The organism is Guptibacillus hwajinpoensis (genome assembly GCF_005144865.1).
Lineage (GTDB): Bacteria > Bacillota > Bacilli > Bacillales > Guptibacillaceae > Guptibacillus > Guptibacillus hwajinpoensis_A.
In genome coordinates this window covers 1,034,335-1,049,147 of record NZ_SWFM01000001.1, presented here as the reverse complement: position 1 = coordinate 1,049,147, position 14,813 = coordinate 1,034,335, and the positions used below count along the sequence as shown (strand labels likewise).

15 protein-coding genes and 1 riboswitch are annotated in these 14,813 nt (G+C 40.1%); of the genes, 11 read left to right on the top strand and 4 right to left on the bottom strand.

Annotated elements, in window-relative coordinates; genetic code table 11:
* Positions 1-136: 136 nt before the first annotated feature.
* From FBF83_RS05215 to FBF83_RS05195, 5 genes are all read left to right on the top strand, one after another.
* Positions 137-847, top strand: a complete 711-nt coding sequence (locus FBF83_RS05215; protein WP_136946048.1) for a ribulose-phosphate 3-epimerase — start codon at positions 137-139, stop codon at positions 845-847.
* Positions 840-1,400, top strand: a complete 561-nt coding sequence (gene hxlB / locus FBF83_RS05210; protein ID WP_136946047.1) for a 6-phospho-3-hexuloisomerase — start codon at positions 840-842, stop codon at positions 1,398-1,400. The genes FBF83_RS05215 and hxlB overlap by 8 nt, the downstream gene beginning before the upstream one ends.
* 220 nt (positions 1,401-1,620) lie before the next feature.
* Positions 1,621-2,784, top strand: coding sequence for a mannitol-1-phosphate 5-dehydrogenase (locus FBF83_RS05205; RefSeq protein WP_136946046.1), 1,164 nt, complete (start codon positions 1,621-1,623; stop codon positions 2,782-2,784).
* A 26-nt stretch (positions 2,785-2,810) separates the two neighbouring features.
* Positions 2,811-3,251, top strand: coding sequence for a PTS sugar transporter subunit IIA (locus FBF83_RS05200; RefSeq protein ID WP_136946045.1), 441 nt, complete (start codon positions 2,811-2,813; stop codon positions 3,249-3,251).
* A 92-nt stretch (positions 3,252-3,343) separates the two neighbouring features.
* Positions 3,344-4,762, top strand: coding sequence for a PTS mannitol transporter subunit IICB (locus FBF83_RS05195; RefSeq protein WP_169525235.1), 1,419 nt, complete (start codon positions 3,344-3,346; stop codon positions 4,760-4,762).
* Positions 4,763-4,878: 116 nt separating this feature from the next.
* Here FBF83_RS05195 and ppdK read toward each other — a convergent pair whose 3' ends face one another.
* Positions 4,879-7,554 (bottom strand): pyruvate, phosphate dikinase, encoded by a 2,676-nt coding sequence (ppdK, locus tag FBF83_RS05190; protein ID WP_136946043.1) that lies wholly within the window; start codon positions 7,552-7,554, stop codon positions 4,879-4,881.
* Positions 7,554-8,372, bottom strand: coding sequence for a pyruvate, water dikinase regulatory protein (locus FBF83_RS05185; protein WP_136946042.1), 819 nt, complete (start codon positions 8,370-8,372; stop codon positions 7,554-7,556). The genes ppdK and FBF83_RS05185 overlap by 1 nt, the downstream gene beginning before the upstream one ends.
* Before the next feature lie 612 nt (positions 8,373-8,984).
* Here FBF83_RS05185 and FBF83_RS05180 point away from each other — a divergent pair.
* Positions 8,985-9,617: an HNH endonuclease family protein gene (locus FBF83_RS05180; RefSeq protein WP_136946041.1), complete on the top strand. Its 633-nt coding sequence runs from the start codon at positions 8,985-8,987 to the stop codon at positions 9,615-9,617.
* Between the two features lie 58 nt (positions 9,618-9,675).
* Positions 9,676-9,918: a hypothetical protein gene (locus FBF83_RS05175; protein ID WP_136946040.1), complete on the top strand. Its 243-nt coding sequence runs from the start codon at positions 9,676-9,678 to the stop codon at positions 9,916-9,918.
* A 189-nt stretch (positions 9,919-10,107) separates the two neighbouring features.
* Here the strand turns inward: FBF83_RS05175 and FBF83_RS05170 are convergent, their stop codons facing one another.
* Positions 10,108-10,635, bottom strand: coding sequence for a GNAT family N-acetyltransferase (locus FBF83_RS05170; protein WP_136946039.1), 528 nt, complete (start codon positions 10,633-10,635; stop codon positions 10,108-10,110).
* A 196-nt stretch (positions 10,636-10,831) separates the two neighbouring features.
* Positions 10,832-11,563 carry a potassium channel family protein gene (locus tag FBF83_RS05165; RefSeq protein ID WP_136946038.1) on the bottom strand — a complete coding sequence of 244 codons (732 nt, stop codon included), beginning with the start codon at positions 11,561-11,563 and terminating at the stop codon, positions 10,832-10,834.
* 308 nt (positions 11,564-11,871) lie between these two features.
* Between FBF83_RS05165 and FBF83_RS05160 the strand changes: the two genes are divergently transcribed.
* From FBF83_RS05160 to FBF83_RS05145, 4 genes are all read left to right on the top strand, one after another.
* Positions 11,872-12,564, top strand: a complete 693-nt coding sequence (locus FBF83_RS05160) for a hypothetical protein (RefSeq protein ID WP_136946037.1) — start codon at positions 11,872-11,874, stop codon at positions 12,562-12,564.
* Between the two features lie 419 nt (positions 12,565-12,983).
* A complete protein-coding gene (locus FBF83_RS05155) occupies positions 12,984-13,250 on the top strand; it encodes a hypothetical protein (protein ID WP_136946036.1) in 267 nt (88 codons plus the stop codon).
* A gap of 59 nt (positions 13,251-13,309) precedes the next feature.
* Positions 13,310-13,412, top strand: a riboswitch (SAM riboswitch).
* Positions 13,413-13,511: 99 nt separating this feature from the next.
* A complete protein-coding gene (locus FBF83_RS05150) occupies positions 13,512-13,772 on the top strand; it encodes a hypothetical protein (RefSeq protein ID WP_136946035.1) in 261 nt (86 codons plus the stop codon).
* A gap of 218 nt (positions 13,773-13,990) precedes the next feature.
* Positions 13,991-14,791 carry a hypothetical protein gene (locus FBF83_RS05145; protein WP_136946034.1) on the top strand — a complete coding sequence of 267 codons (801 nt, stop codon included), beginning with the start codon at positions 13,991-13,993 and terminating at the stop codon, positions 14,789-14,791.
* Positions 14,792-14,813 lie beyond the last annotated feature (22 nt).

The window sequence follows — 14,813 nt, the reverse complement described above, 5'->3', positions numbered from 1 at the left end:
CTATCTTTACTTGAATCTCAAAACAGCAATAAGTTGCAAACAAACGCAAAAACACGCAAGTAAACGCTTTACATATTCTTGTTCATGCATTATTATAATTGAAAAGGCGCATAAAAACAAACAAGGGGGCACAAACATGCAGAAAAGCATTACCATTGCACCGTCCATTATGTGTGCAGATCTTTGCAACCTGGAGAAAAGTGTTCGAGAAATTGAAGAAGCGGGACTTGATACATTACATATCGATATCATCGATGGTGCATTTAGTCCAAGCATGCCTCTTGGAATCAATACGATTGAACAATTAAGAAAGATAACAGATATGAAGTTTGATGTTCATATTATGGCGAATACAAATGAGTTCTTTATACAAGAAATGTTGAAGATTGGGGTCGACCAAATTACGTTTCATCTTGAAACGAGTCTTCACACTGATCGATACATCAATTTAATCAAGAAGCACGACACGAAAGTGGGAGTAGCATTAAACCCATCGACTTCCCTTTCTGAATTAGATTATGTTCTTCCACAATGCGATACGGTGTTACTCATGTTGATCAACCCAGGATTCGCAACGGATAAAGGTGAAAAGCAAGTTTCTTATGCAGCGAAGAAAGTAGAAGACTTGTCGAAGCTCATCAAATCATTGGGACTCAATACGAAAATCGAAGTGGATGGTCGCGTTTCAATGGAAACGATTCCAACCCTTGTAAGAGCTGGAGCAGACATCCTTGTAGCTGGAAGTACTAGTTTGTTTGATAAAAGCAATAGTTTGAGCGATAACAAGAACATTATTGAAACCCTTATTCGTGAAGGATTACAAGAGGAGGCTACTATTAATGGTTAACTTTAAAGAAGCAACTGATGTTATTACACGTGAACTTACGTCTACGCTATCGAATGTGAACAATGATGAAATTGATAATCTGATCAATCACATTAATAAGGCAGAAAAAGTATTCTTTGTGGGCGTAGGAAGAGTGTTACTTTCTCTCCAGTCAATAGCGAAAAGGTTTGCACACCTCGGTGTACAAACCTATGTGGTTGGACAAGTAACAGAACCCGCGATGACCGATAATGATTTGTTGATTGTTGGTTCAGGTAGTGGCGAAACAGCTTTCCCACTCATCATCGCGAAGAAAGCGAAAGAACTGAACGCAACTGTCGCTCATATCGGTACGAATCCAACTAGTTCGATGAGTCACTATGCAGATGTGTTCGTTCGTCTTCCTATCAGTTCAAATCCAGAATCAGAGAAAGAAGTACAATCACATCAACCAATGAAGAGTCTATTCGAACAGAGTCTACTTCTACTCGGCGACACGATCGCATTGATGCTCGTGCGAAAAGAGAATATCGAATTGAATTCACTTTGGGAGTACCATGCGAACTTAGAATAGTAGATTCCTAGAAAGGTCTTTCACAAGTCCCTTCGATTTAGTGGTGAGAATCGAAGGGATCAGTGAGAGAGCGAATGCCACCTTTCTAGCAAATGATAGTAACGAAAAGGCGATTAATTTCTGTTTATCTATAGACGCTTGTTTCTGGGAATATTATACTAACTTCTAATGATTGAAAGAGAGAATTGCGAAAAGGGACAAGTATAAAGGGGGTTATAAAATGAAAGCGTTACATTTTGGTGCAGGTAATATTGGGAGAGGTTTGATCGGATACTTACTTAATCAAACAGGATATCATCTCTGCTTTGTGGATGCAGATCAGCACCTTATTGATCAAATCAATGAAAAAAAGCGGTATGTGATCGAATTATTGGATAAAAATCGTACACAAGAAACCGTTTACCCTGTTAGAGGGGTACATACAAGTGCTCATAACGAAATTATCGATGAAATTGTCGAAGCAGATTTTATCACGACATCTGTTGGGGTTCATAATCTCCCAAGAATTGCTCCTGTTCTATCGCAGGGTCTCCTTAAGAGAAAGCAACTGAACAAACCAACTATTGATGTAATGGCAAATGAAAATGCAATAAATGCTTCGTCTCAATTGAAAGAAGAAATAAGAAAGATTCTTTCTAAAGAAGAAGTGGAAGAACTGAGTTCGTACGTTGGCTTTCCAAACTCTGCGATCGATCGTCTTTCACTTTCAGGAGAAAGAAGTGAAGGGAATGTCGCTCTCGTAGAGCCATATTACGAATGGGTCATTAATCGGTCTGAACTGGTGAATGAGAAGCTACCTCAACTAACGGATGCAACTTACGTTGACACGTTGATGCCTTATATAGAACGGAAATTGTTCATCGTGAATATGGGACATGCGACGACAGCGTACATGGCTCACCTTAAAGGGTATCCAACTATTCAACGGGCATTTAAGGATGAGCGCCTGAAAGAATTCGTACGAAAAACCATGCATGAGGCTGCTGGTTACTTTACACACACTTATGAGATGGAAGAAGAGGAATTGGCTACATTTATTGAAAACACCATTCGCCGCTTTCAAAACGAGAATATGAACGATGATATTCAAAGAGTGGCACGGGCCCCGATCAGAAAACTAGGACCTGAAGAAAGGTTGGTTAAACCAACAGTAGCTCTTTCGAAAATGAATTTACCTATTGGAAATCTGACAACTGCAATAGCAGGAGCGTTTCTATTTAATAATCCAGAGGATGAAGAATCCGTTGCTCTTCAAGCGTATATCGAAGAGAACGGAATTGAACAGGCAATCACGCATTTCACTCAAATAAAAGAATCTAACATTCTATTAAAGATCAAAGAAACTTATCTTCAGTTAAAAAAAGAAGCAACACTCAAAAACTAATACGACTAAGGAAGGGTGCTTTACCTATGCTAAGCCAACATTTGAAAGGAAATGTACAATTTTTAAATTCTGTAAACTCATGGGAGGAAGCGATTAAAGAATCTGCTACTCCTCTAAGTAAAGGTGGAAACATTACTGAGAAGTACGTAGATGATATGATTCAAAACGTTCACGAAAATGGACCGTATATTGTTATTGTTCCAGGAATTGCGATGCCTCATGCTCAAAATAAAGATAACAGCGTCGTTAAAACAGGAGTATCACTTCTAAAGTTAGAAGAGCCTGTAGCATTTCCAGAAGGGAAAGAAGTTAATCTACTATTCACATTAGCTGCTGAAGATACGACTGGTCACTTAGACTTGATCTCTGACTTATCTTCGTTACTGATTGAAGATGATGTACAAGAAAAGCTTGAAAAATTAAACAGTGAAGAAGAAATTCTGGATTTGATTCAAACGGTTGAATAAGTTCAACCGTTTGTAAGGCTTAATACCATAAAGAGGGGGAGATACAGATGGGAAGTCCTGCAAAGGCAACGAATGAAAGCAACGTAGTAGAAATGAATCGCCCTACCACAAGAGCTAGAGTCCAGGCATTTGGTGGATTCTTAACGAATATGGTTCTGCCAAATATCGGCGCATTTATCGCCTGGGGTCTACTAACAGCTTTGTTTATACCTACAGGTTGGATTCCGAACGAAGACCTCGCTACAATTGTAGACCCAGCTATTACATACTTGCTTCCTTTGCTACTCGCAATAACGGGAGGCCGTATGGTCGGGGGTCAACGAGGAGCTGTTATGGGAGCGATCGGCGCAATCGGTTTGATCGTCGGATCAGATATTCCGATGTTCCTCGGCGCAATGGTGATCGGTCCATTAGGTGGGTTGATCATAAAGAAATTTGACCAGGCGATTGAAAATAAAGTCCCAGCTGGATTTGAAATGATCGTTAATAACTTCTCGCTTGGAATTCTAGGTTTCTTGTTAATGATCGTATCGTTCTATTTTATCGGTCCAGTGATCGAATCGGCGAATAACTTTGTAACCTCAACGATTGAGGCACTTGTTGCTACTGGATTGTTGCCATTACTTTCTCTTATAAATGAACCGGCGAAAGTTCTATTCCTAAATAACGTGATCGATCAGGGGATATACTATCCACTCGGCATGCAAGCGGCTGCTGAAACGGGGAAATCGATTTACTTTACTGTCGCTTCAAACCCTGGACCAGGTCTTGGTTTGCTAATAGCATTTACCTTCTTTGGTAAGAAGGCAGCTCGACGGACAGCTCCTGGCGCAATGATCATCCACTTCTTAGGTGGAATTCATGAACTATATTTCCCTTATGTACTAATGAAACCCCTTACAATCATAGGGATGATCCTTGGAGGAATGACAGGTATCGCGGTATTTAGTGTATTTGATGCGGGCCTCGTGGCAGGACCAAGTCCTGGTTCGATATTTGCTTATCTTGGCTTAACTCCTAAAGGAAGCTTTCTCGGCATCATTGCTGGAGTGCTGGCTTCTACTGTCGTAACCTTTATCGTTACTTCTCTTATTCTTAAAATGGAAAAGAATAAAGATGATGACGATGAAGAGCTTACCCAATCGGTCGAGAAATCAAAAGCTATGAAACAACAAGGAAAACAACTATCCAATGCATGTAGTGAAAATACTAAGAAGAATGAAGACATCAATACCGTTTCATTCGCTTGTGACGCAGGCGCAGGAAGTAGTGCGTTAGGTGCGACAACATTTAGAAAGAAATTGAAGAAAAAAGGGATAGAAGGGTTGGAAGTCAAGCATTACAGAATAGAAGATGCGCCAGACCATTCTGACATTATCGTTGTTCATAAAGATTTGAAAGACAGAGCAAAACACGCACATCCGAATAAAGAGGTCATTACGATTGAAAACTATATCAATGATCCAAACCTTGAAGAATTGCTAGATAGGTTGGAAGAGCAAAGAGCATGAGTTGAATGATGAGCGTGAATGACGTAAAGACCAGGCGATCTGTTGATCACCTGGTCTTTTGGTTGTGCTCTTCATTATTGTGTATTCCATTTTAAGCGTTATAGCTGTCAATCTTTTTAATGATACTGATGTTCTTTCCGTCGATTACTTTCCTCATAACGAATAGTAGCCTGCGCGGCTGCAAGTCTTGCGGAAGGAACGCGGAAAGGTGAGCAGCTTACATAATCGAGTCCGAGTTGGAAGCAGAAAGAGATCGATTCTTTCTCACCGCCATGCTCTCCACAAATGCCTGTTTTCAAGGTAGGTTTTGTTTCCTTGCCTAGTTTGACACCACTTTCTACTAGTTTACCAACACCTTCTTGATCCAATGAAACAAACGGATTTTTCGGTAGGATGTCGTTGTCCACATAATGTTGGAGAAACTTTCCTTCGGCGTCATCGCGGCTAAATCCATAGGTTGTTTGCGTGAGATCATTCGTTCCGAAAGAGAAAAAGTCAGCTTCTTCGGCAACTCTATCGGCTGTTAGTGCAGCACGAGGGGTTTCAATCATCGTTCCAATCAGGTAGTTGAAATCTTGACCTGTTTCTTCCTGAAGCTGATTCCCTATATTGAGAACCAACTGACGCATTTCTTTCAGTTCATTCACATGGCTGACCAATGGAATCATGATTTCAGGCTTCACACTGATTCCTTTTTTCATCACAGTAGACATCGCATTAAAGATGGCGATAACTTGCATTTCATAGATTTCAGGGTGAATCATTCCTAAACGACAACCACGATGCCCTAACATCGGATTTGATTCTTCTAATACCTTTACTTTTCGTAGAAGGTTTTGCTTTTCAAGTAATTCGGCTGAGTCTGGATCTGTCAGTTGAAGCTTCGTCACCGCAACAAGAAGTTCTTCTTTATCTGGTAAAAACTCATGTAGAGGTGGATCTAGTAACCGTACTGTGATGGGATGACCCTGCATCGTTTCAAAGATTCCCTCGAAATCCTCTTGCTGCATAGGAAGAAGTTTCTCAAGAGCTTCTTTTCGTTCTTCGATTGTTTCAGATAGAATCATACTTCTTACTGTAGGAATGCGCGTAGCATCCATAAACATATGCTCTGTACGACACAGTCCAATGCCTTTTGCTCCGAAATCTAGTGCTTTCTTTGCATCGACTGGGTTATCCGCATTGGCTCTAACTTGCATCGTTGCTTCTTCATCGGCCCAGCGAAGCAGTAAGAGGAAATCATCGGATAGCTCAGGTTCGATCATCGGAATGTCACCGAGGAAGATATGACCTGTTGAACCGTCGATCGTAATGGTATCCCCTTCATGGACAGTTGTTGATCCTACCATAAATTGTTTTGCCTCTAGGTTAATTTTCAATGAATCACACCCGCAAATACAGGCTTTTCCCATCCCTCTTGCTACAACCGCTGCATGACTCGTCATGCCTCCTCGGCTCGTAACGGTCGCCTCTGAAGCGACAATTCCATGAATATCATCAGGTGTTGTTTCAGGGCGAACGAGAATAACTTTTTCTTTATTCTTTGCTCGTACCTCGGCTTCATCCGCATCAAAAACGACGATTCCTGTCGCAGCGCCTGGGGAAGCAGGCAAGCCTGTTGTTAACTGGCTACTCTTATGGTTAGGATCGAGTCGGTGATGCAGAAGCTGACTGAGCTGATCAGGATCGACACGCAAGAGGGCCGTACGCTCGTCCATAATCTTTTCTTTGACCATTTCAACCGCGATTCGAATCGCTGCCTGGGCCGTTCGTTTCCCTGTGCGAGTTTGGAGGATAAACAGTTTCCCGTTTTCCACCGTAAACTCGATGTCTTGCATATCTTTGTAATGGTTCTCTAATAGATTACAAGTCTCGACAAATTGTTGAAACACATCAGGCATTTCATCTTGAAGAGTGGAAATCGGTTGTGGTGTACGGATGCCTGCAACGACGTCCTCGCCTTGCGCGTTGATTAAGTATTCTCCATAAAGCTTCGACTCTCCGGTGGATGGGTTGCGTGTAAACGCGACTCCTGTACCCGAATCTTCTCCCATATTTCCAAATACCATGCTTTGAATATTAACAGCCGTCCCAAGATGACCTGGTATATCGTGAAGGCGACGATAGAGGATGGCGCGCTGATTGTTCCATGAATTGAACACAGCATCGATTGTAAGGAAAAGCTGTTCCTTAGGATCCTGAGGGAAGGGTTGTTTCGATTCTTTACGCACGATGGATTTATATTCTTCTATGACTACCTTCCAATCTTCAGCTGATAGTTCAGTATCAGATTGGTACCCTTTACTTTCCCTGTAATCTTCTAAATGGTGTTCAAAATGGTAGTGAGCGACATCTAGCACAACACTGCTGAACATTTGAATAAATCTACGGTAGGAATCATATGCGAAACGAGGGTTATTCGTTAGTTCAGCCATACCTTTTACAGTATCATCGTTCATTCCAAGGTTAAGAACGGTGTCCATCATGCCTGGCATGGAATGAACAGCTCCTGAACGTACAGATACAAGAAGCGGGTTGATTGGATTTCCAAATTGTTTGTCCGTTTTGTTTTCAAGTTTCGTTAGTGCTTCTAATACTTGAGATTTAACTTCAGACGAGAGGGCCTTACCAGCATCGTAATACGCTTTACAAGCATCGGTCGTAATTGTAAATCCGTAGGGAACAGGCAGCCCAATGCGGGTCATTTCTGCTAAGTTCGCTCCTTTACCACCGAGTAGTTCCTTGCCACCATTTTTCGAATGATCAAATAGGAATACAAATTTGTTGTCCATTATATCAAGCTCTCCCTTTTTTGAATGATAGATAAGATAATATCAGCTGTCTCTTCAATCGCTTTATTTGAAACATCGATTACAGGACATCCGATGCGTTTCATAATGTTTTCAGCGCTTGTCATTTCATCAAAAATTCGTTCGAGTGAGGCATAATTGGCTGAGTTTGTTAACCCAAGACTTTTCAATCGTTCTTTTCGAATTTCATATAATTTCTCAGGTGATATCATCAACCCGATGCATTTTTTCCTGGGGACGTTAAAAAGTTCCGCAGGGGGTGGGACTTCTGGAATAAGCGGTATATTCGCTACCTTATATTGCTTGTTTGCTAGATACATCGAGAGAGGGGTCTTCGATGTCCGAGACACCCCAACGAGGACGATGTCTGCATTCTTTAGTCCCCAGACTTCCTGCCCGTCGTCGTATTTCACCGCAAACTCAATCGCTTCCACCCGTTTAAAATAGTTCTCATCTAGCTTGCGCATTTGACCTGGTTGACGATGAGGCTGCATATTAAATTTCTGAGTGAAGGCGTCCAACAAAGGCTGCATTAAATCAACAGCAATCACGTTTTCCTCGTGGGCTCTTCGGTCTAGCTCGAGTTTTAGCTCCTCTAAGACGATGGTGTAAGCAATGATGGAATGATTGTACTTCGCGACAGTAATCACATTGTTAATATCCTGTTTGTCCTCTACATAAGAAAAGTGCTTAATATCGACTTCTTGCCCGAAAAATTGGCTTGCTACAGCTTTTACTAGAAGCTCAGCTGTTTCTCCGACTGAATCTGATACGACATAGACCGTTTCTTTTTTCGTCACGATCAATCTCCTTTTCTTTTAAAATTCAACTCCTGGATGTGAACTTGGGTGTTATGTACAGGGGAAGTACTCAATATAAGAATTGTCTCTGCCTAAATGTAACACACTATTAATATCGTTTAACTTAATGTGACGTACTAATTAATTTATAGTATAACATTATTGGTTGTATTGTGAACCTAAAAAGCTGAAAAGTATTCAAGGAACATCAAGGTGGAGGAGGGTAGGGCGCTCATTGATGAACACGAAGTTGATTCAGGTTGCCAAATCATCCAAAGGTCACGATTTTTATTAAGCGTGTACAATTTGTAGGGAATTTCTACTTACAAATGATAGAAAGCTCACTAGCTCATATGAACCAACTTTGATTATATGTCTTTGAACTATAGAACATTGCTAGATAATTGTGCTAGATTTAAAGCGCAGTTCACAAATGGAAAGAAGAACCAACTGTATAAAAGGAACATAGTAATTACTTCGCTTGATAAAGAGGTCATCTCGTCTTGATCTGTCTCAATTCACTTGTTTGCCTTTAAGACTATTAGTATCTCCTTCACCTAAAGTGAACGGAGGTATTAGTACATAAAAAACAAAAAAATAGGAGGCATTACTGTGTTTAAGAAATCGATTCTAGTTGTTTTTACGTTGGTTCTGTTGTTTACTGGCTATCAATTTGGTCTGCCGTCGGCTCTCGCGATTCCTCCTGGAACACCGTCTAAGTCTGCCGCTCAATCTCAGTTGAATTCATTGAATGTACAGTCTGAAAACTCTATGTCAGGATACTCCCGTGATAAATTTCCACACTGGATCGGACAGGGGAATGGCTGTGACACGCGTCAGTTGGTGCTGCAGCGGGACGCTGATTATTACAGCGGTGACTGTCCTGTAACATCTGGTAAATGGTACAGCTACTTTGATGGTGTGACTGTGTATGATCCGTCCGATCTCGATATCGACCACATGGTGCCTTTGGCAGAGGCATGGCGTTCAGGAGCAAGTAGTTGGAGCACACAAAAGCGTGAGGATTTCGCGAATGACCTTGATGGTCCTCATCTCATTGCAGTGACGGCGAGCAGTAACCGCTCCAAGGGTGACCAGGATCCGTCTACTTGGAAGCCAACGCGTTACAGCGCTCACTGCGGTTATGCGAAGTGGTGGATTAATACGAAGTATGTCTATGACCTACACCTTCAGTCTTCAGAGAAATCTGCTCTACAGAGCATGCTGAATACGTGTAGTTATTAAGTTAGGGTTCGTTGATAGTGTTATAGTTTAATTATTGCTAGTCAGGAGGTGCACTCATATGGAACAGAAATCGTCGATTTTCACTGCATCTAATGGTGTTATGACCGAAGAAGTGGGTGTGATTAGCGGGGAACTTGAGCTGCGTACTTCCTGTGATGAGGAAGGCAATCTCTCGCTTCGCATCACATATGTAGGGGCAGAGGAATGGTATACGCTTCCTGGTAAAGAATATCGCTTACACGATGTACGTGATCATGAAGTCGTGCACCGTTTGCTCGTATCGGTGCTTGAGCGCTCTTAAAATTCGACAAGTGACAGGCACCAAGAAGAGCAAGAAAGAAGGATAGCCGAATGGGCTATCCTTCTTTTTGATTCTCCATCAATATTCTTATGTACAAATTCTCACTCTGGTGGAAGCGCGCCTTTTCTAAAAGACAAAAAGCGACATAAATCGGGTGGTGACAGGCACTGACCTTGACAGGCACTGGAATTAGTCATTCCTTAAAACAGTTATAAATCCATCCAAGATATCGTGACTGACTTTGAATCCTCTCCGTTTATAGAAATCAAGTGCATGATGGTTTCCGTTTGACACAAAAACAAAATAATCTTCTACATCTTCAAATTGCTTCATCCACTCCATTGACATGTTAAAAAGTGTCTTCCCAATCCCGTAATCTCTGTATCCTTCTCTAATATAAAATTGAGATAAACATCCTACATGAGTTCCTGCTACAGATGAGAGGTTGAAGAAAGTGGCAAACTCATTTGAATAGTTTTCTTTGGGAGAGATGTTGGAATAGACATAGGCAACGATTTTCTCACCATCTTTCACGATTACCGTATAGTTGGATGTCGCGCTTTTAATAGAAGGAATCATACGTGTGTCGAAATTCATGTTATCAAATAGTTCAGGTTTAATAGTGGAGATTGACTTTTGAAAGGCCATGAGTTCGTTGCATAAATCTCGACATAGTTCTATTTCTTCTTCAGGAATAACTTTATATGTTAACTCCATTTCTTCCTCCATTATTAATGACGTGTCTAAGTATACAAATTTTCTTACGATAGAATCATTTTACATGGTAATTAGAAGGGTTCTCAAGAAGGTGGTTACTGATCGGACTATACTGATTTATTTTGTAATTTTGAATTACGTTTATCAGATGGCACCTCTTAAATACGTTATATTAACAAAGAGGCTAATACGCTAATCATCGGTCTCGGTGATTCTCCATCTTCTCCAACTGATGCCTCATTTCCTCATAGTCGACCTCTGATAGGTTCGGATATTCATCAAGTTTGCTCTGAACAAACTCTAATTCAGGAGGCAGAACTTTTTTGCGTTTTGTAATGACTGAAGCGACTGTTCCGGTCACAATACCGATTAAAGAGATGCCTACAATCATATAGAAGATTGCGATGATCCTGCCGACTGCCGTTACAGGGTACAGGTCACCATAGCCAACGGTTGTGGTTGTCACGATTACCCACCAAAGGGCATCACCATAATGTTCAAAGGCAGGTTCTAACCAAACCATTGGTAATGAAGCAAGGAACATCGATGCGATAAGAAGGACAAGGTATCGGTCCAAATTGAATTTACTGAACAGGTCATGTAAGTACGATTTGCGTTTATTGATGATTGCTAATAATCGGACGACGCGAATGAGACGGATTAATCGTGCGGACTGAAAGATCTCTCCAAGCGGAATGATTGCAATGAATTCCAGTACATTACCTTTTACAAATACCTTTTTGTTCGGGCTTAATGAAAGACGTGTGACATAATCAATCACAAAAATTCCCCAGATGAACCAGTCTAAGTTGTAATTCGTATCAACCATAATGGAATAAATCACTAATGTTGCAAGAGTAATTTCGTAAACTGTATGTAATTTCAATGTTAAGGGTAAATGGAAGTAGCGTTTTAAGTAATTTAACAATAGAAGTTCACCTCATAGTCGTAACGCTGATAAGTTGATTGTAGGGTATTTGGATAGGTATGCCAATGAATTCATCAAAATTTAAAGTAGATGAGCTATTCATATTTTTGAATTAAGAAAGTTAAGAGGAGTAATATTTAGTCATTCCATTAGCGCTTCCTTTAATGATGAGATGTAAAAGAACGTTCCGGCTATTTGTATATAAATATATATCCCAAAAAGGAAAATATTACATATACAAAAGTTACCAAATAAAGTAATATAATAGACGATTTCCATATTAATCAATTTACTGGGGGGATATTTAAATGAGTAAGTTTTCAAAAGTGATTGTTGCTGGAGTAGTTTTTGGAGGTTTATTAGCAGGTTGTGGCTCTAATGAGCAAGTATCTGGTAATGATGAATCGGTGCAAGAACCTTCATCAGCTAATCAGAAAGATGTAAGTAATAAGAAAGAAGAAGTTAAGAAGGATGAAAATGGTCGAACTGTTCTAGAAGAAGCAGGTCAAACAATTGAAGATGAGAATGGAAAACTAGAATTACTTAAAATCAAAAAAGTGAATGAAACGATTGATCTTAGTCCTGTTAAAATGACAATTAAAGATATAAAGATATTTAAGCGCAGTGATATTCCTCAACAATTAGCGGATGAATTGAATTCAATGTATGATCAATCAATTGATCCTAAAGAAGGATTTGTTTATCTTCAAGTTGGTGGAGACGTTGAAAATACTGAAGATAAGAATGTTAGTTGGAATGGGCTTAATACGATAGTTACTGATAAAGGTCAGCAAATAGATGGGGTTTTTGATGATTTTATTTCTGATAACAACGAGCTACCAAGTAATATCATGGGAAAAGTAAATGGTATTATGTATGGAGGGTATGTACTTAAAGATGCTGATATTAATAATGTGAAATTAATCTTTGCTCCTGTTTATGATTATGAATCATATGAAGAGATTACCCCAGAACAACAAGTTGAATATAAGTTTGAATAAAAGAAAGAGGGACTACGCCTCTTTCTTATTTAATTTTACTTTTTCTTTTGCCGGTATCTCTTAATATCACGAGGTAAAAAGAAAACTACAGGGAAAAATGCTATTACGAATAATTTAGTATTATTATCTGGTAAAACCAAATAAATGGTAAGTAAACAGATTAGGAATATGAAGTAGGTAGTCCAATACTTTTTCACGGTGTCACCTCTTATGTAAAATTTAAAAAAACTACCATAGGGAAAGGTGGTTTATATTATAGCATTTTTACTTTGGATTCTAGGGAGCTAGTTTGAAGGGAAGAATGAAGTAGATTGGTGCCATTAGTCACAGCTTTGTCAGATTTACAGATGTGTTTTCCTGTTATAATTAGGATAGAAGTCATGAATGACAACTACTAGTTAATGGAAAGAAGGAACGTTATGAGTACTGAGTCTCAATCCAAAATCATTTTATCATTGAGTGTTGTTCAGGTGATCCTTTCGATTTCGATTCTTTTCATACCGATCATGTACCTCATGCATCCTGAGCAGGAGAGTCTCTTATTATACGGTTTGATTTCGTTTGGTATTGTGAATTTACTTGCAGGCCTTTCGAAAAGGATAAAAGGGGAAAACCGTTCTGGTTTGTTCTACTCCATAGCAGGCGTGGTTTTGTTTGCAATCGGCATTAGTCTATCATTCTTCTAAAAAACGGACTGTCTCTTGACAGCGATTTGATCATATCGTAAATGAAAGCTAATTAAATAAGGTTATCACGAGTGAACGAGAGCCCGGGCTCATTGACTTCACAGCAACCTGCCAGGCGGTAAGGTGCTACAACCTGCAAAGCATTGCTTTGAATGATAACGAACGAAAAGCCGAGGCTCTTTGTTGCATTCAATTGCGATAAAGGCCTTTTTCTCGTCCATTTTGCAGATACCTTTTTATCAAAATAAAGGAGTTGTTGATATGAATTGTAATGGATTTACTAGGGGCTTAATGGCTAAAAACTATAGTGGGGAAAAGTTTCTACTACATGTATGCGATGTGATTGAACGCCAGTTGAATGAATGGAGTGACGATTTTGAGGTTATGGTGATGAAGCTTGTTGACTATGAGTTGGTGGTCAAAAAGGAGAACAAGTATTATGAGATGACATTGTCTGAGAAAGATATTGAAACGCTTCAGAACAAATTCCCATTCTCACTAGATCGTCGTGGAAGGAGTTAGAGAGGCAGGGTGTAGAGATTGTGCGAGGGTATGGGAATTATATTGAGAGTGTGATGTGATTGAAAGGGGGTCAGGTACGTACCTGACCCCCTTTTTGGGCTTAGCTCTTTTGTTGGACAGTATTGACCTTTTACTAGTTTACTGAAAAAATAAGGAAATAAATGGTGTTATATTTTTCGATTAAATCAGTTGTTCAGTCAGCCCGAAGGAGGATTCACATGAATTATGCAGTATCTGTCACCGATACAACGAAGACAGAAGAAATTGAAGAGAGTGGTTTACAGCTTTTAGAGTTCCTTGATACATATAGCGCTTCTTTGGAAAGAATCACTTCAATTGAGGAGCCACCTAGAGGTATCGTGTTTCACGATTTAGAATCAGCAACAAAGCTATATTCCACGATCCCTTTGCCAGCGTATACATCGAGAGATCTTATTCATCTCACTCCACTTTTGGAGACGTGGAAAGAGATTTATTTATCAACGACAAATGGAGTGAAAGAAGCAGAGGATTATTACCAGAACCTTCAAATGGTAGATGTGGCGGAGCTAGTGGCGCATGAATTAACCCACCATGCTGACTTTTTCCATTCTGAATCTGACGATTGGGATGAGGAGAACGCGGACGACATGTGGTTTGAGGAAGGGATCTGCTTCTATTTACCTCGTAAACTCCTTATGTCAGAAGAACGATATGAGAAAGTGATGAAGGTGGAGCTGCTCTTAATTGAGGCTTACAAAGAAGAATATGGTGAATACGGGCTGGATGCATTCGGAGAAGCCGGTTACCGCGGTGGAGACAACTTCGCTTATTCGGCTGCATTTTACGATTACTGGAGAAGCACGAGGACGGTTGCCATATTAATTGAAGAATATTGCAATAGCGATATCAAGAAGCTGATCCGGTATTATCGCGAGTGGGTAGATGGCGGGGAAGAGGGCCGCCTGCAGGATTTCTTTATTGGTAGGTTTAACATATCAGAGGAAATGGCGAGAGGGCTTTGGTTAAAATCTTATTAACTAGTTGAGGTGAAAAGCTCAT

Coding starts and splice junctions, on each gene's coding strand:
- FBF83_RS05200 (WP_136946045.1), top strand. CDS start 2,811: ATGCTAAGCCAACATTTGAAAGGAAATGTACAATTTTTAAATTCTGTA.
- ppdK (WP_136946043.1), bottom strand. CDS start 7,554: ATGGACAACAAATTTGTATTCCTATTTGATCATTCGAAAAATGGTGGC.
- FBF83_RS05145 (WP_136946034.1), top strand. CDS start 13,991: ATGAATTATGCAGTATCTGTCACCGATACAACGAAGACAGAAGAAATT.
- FBF83_RS05215 (WP_136946048.1), top strand. CDS start 137: ATGCAGAAAAGCATTACCATTGCACCGTCCATTATGTGTGCAGATCTT.
- FBF83_RS05195 (WP_169525235.1), top strand. CDS start 3,344: ATGAATCGCCCTACCACAAGAGCTAGAGTCCAGGCATTTGGTGGATTC.
- FBF83_RS05205 (WP_136946046.1), top strand. CDS start 1,621: ATGAAAGCGTTACATTTTGGTGCAGGTAATATTGGGAGAGGTTTGATC.
- FBF83_RS05170 (WP_136946039.1), bottom strand. CDS start 10,635: ATGGAGTTAACATATAAAGTTATTCCTGAAGAAGAAATAGAACTATGT.
- FBF83_RS05155 (WP_136946036.1), top strand. CDS start 12,984: ATGAGTACTGAGTCTCAATCCAAAATCATTTTATCATTGAGTGTTGTT.
- FBF83_RS05160 (WP_136946037.1), top strand. CDS start 11,872: ATGAGTAAGTTTTCAAAAGTGATTGTTGCTGGAGTAGTTTTTGGAGGT.
- hxlB (WP_136946047.1), top strand. CDS start 840: ATGGTTAACTTTAAAGAAGCAACTGATGTTATTACACGTGAACTTACG.
- FBF83_RS05175 (WP_136946040.1), top strand. CDS start 9,676: ATGGAACAGAAATCGTCGATTTTCACTGCATCTAATGGTGTTATGACC.
- FBF83_RS05150 (WP_136946035.1), top strand. CDS start 13,512: ATGAATTGTAATGGATTTACTAGGGGCTTAATGGCTAAAAACTATAGT.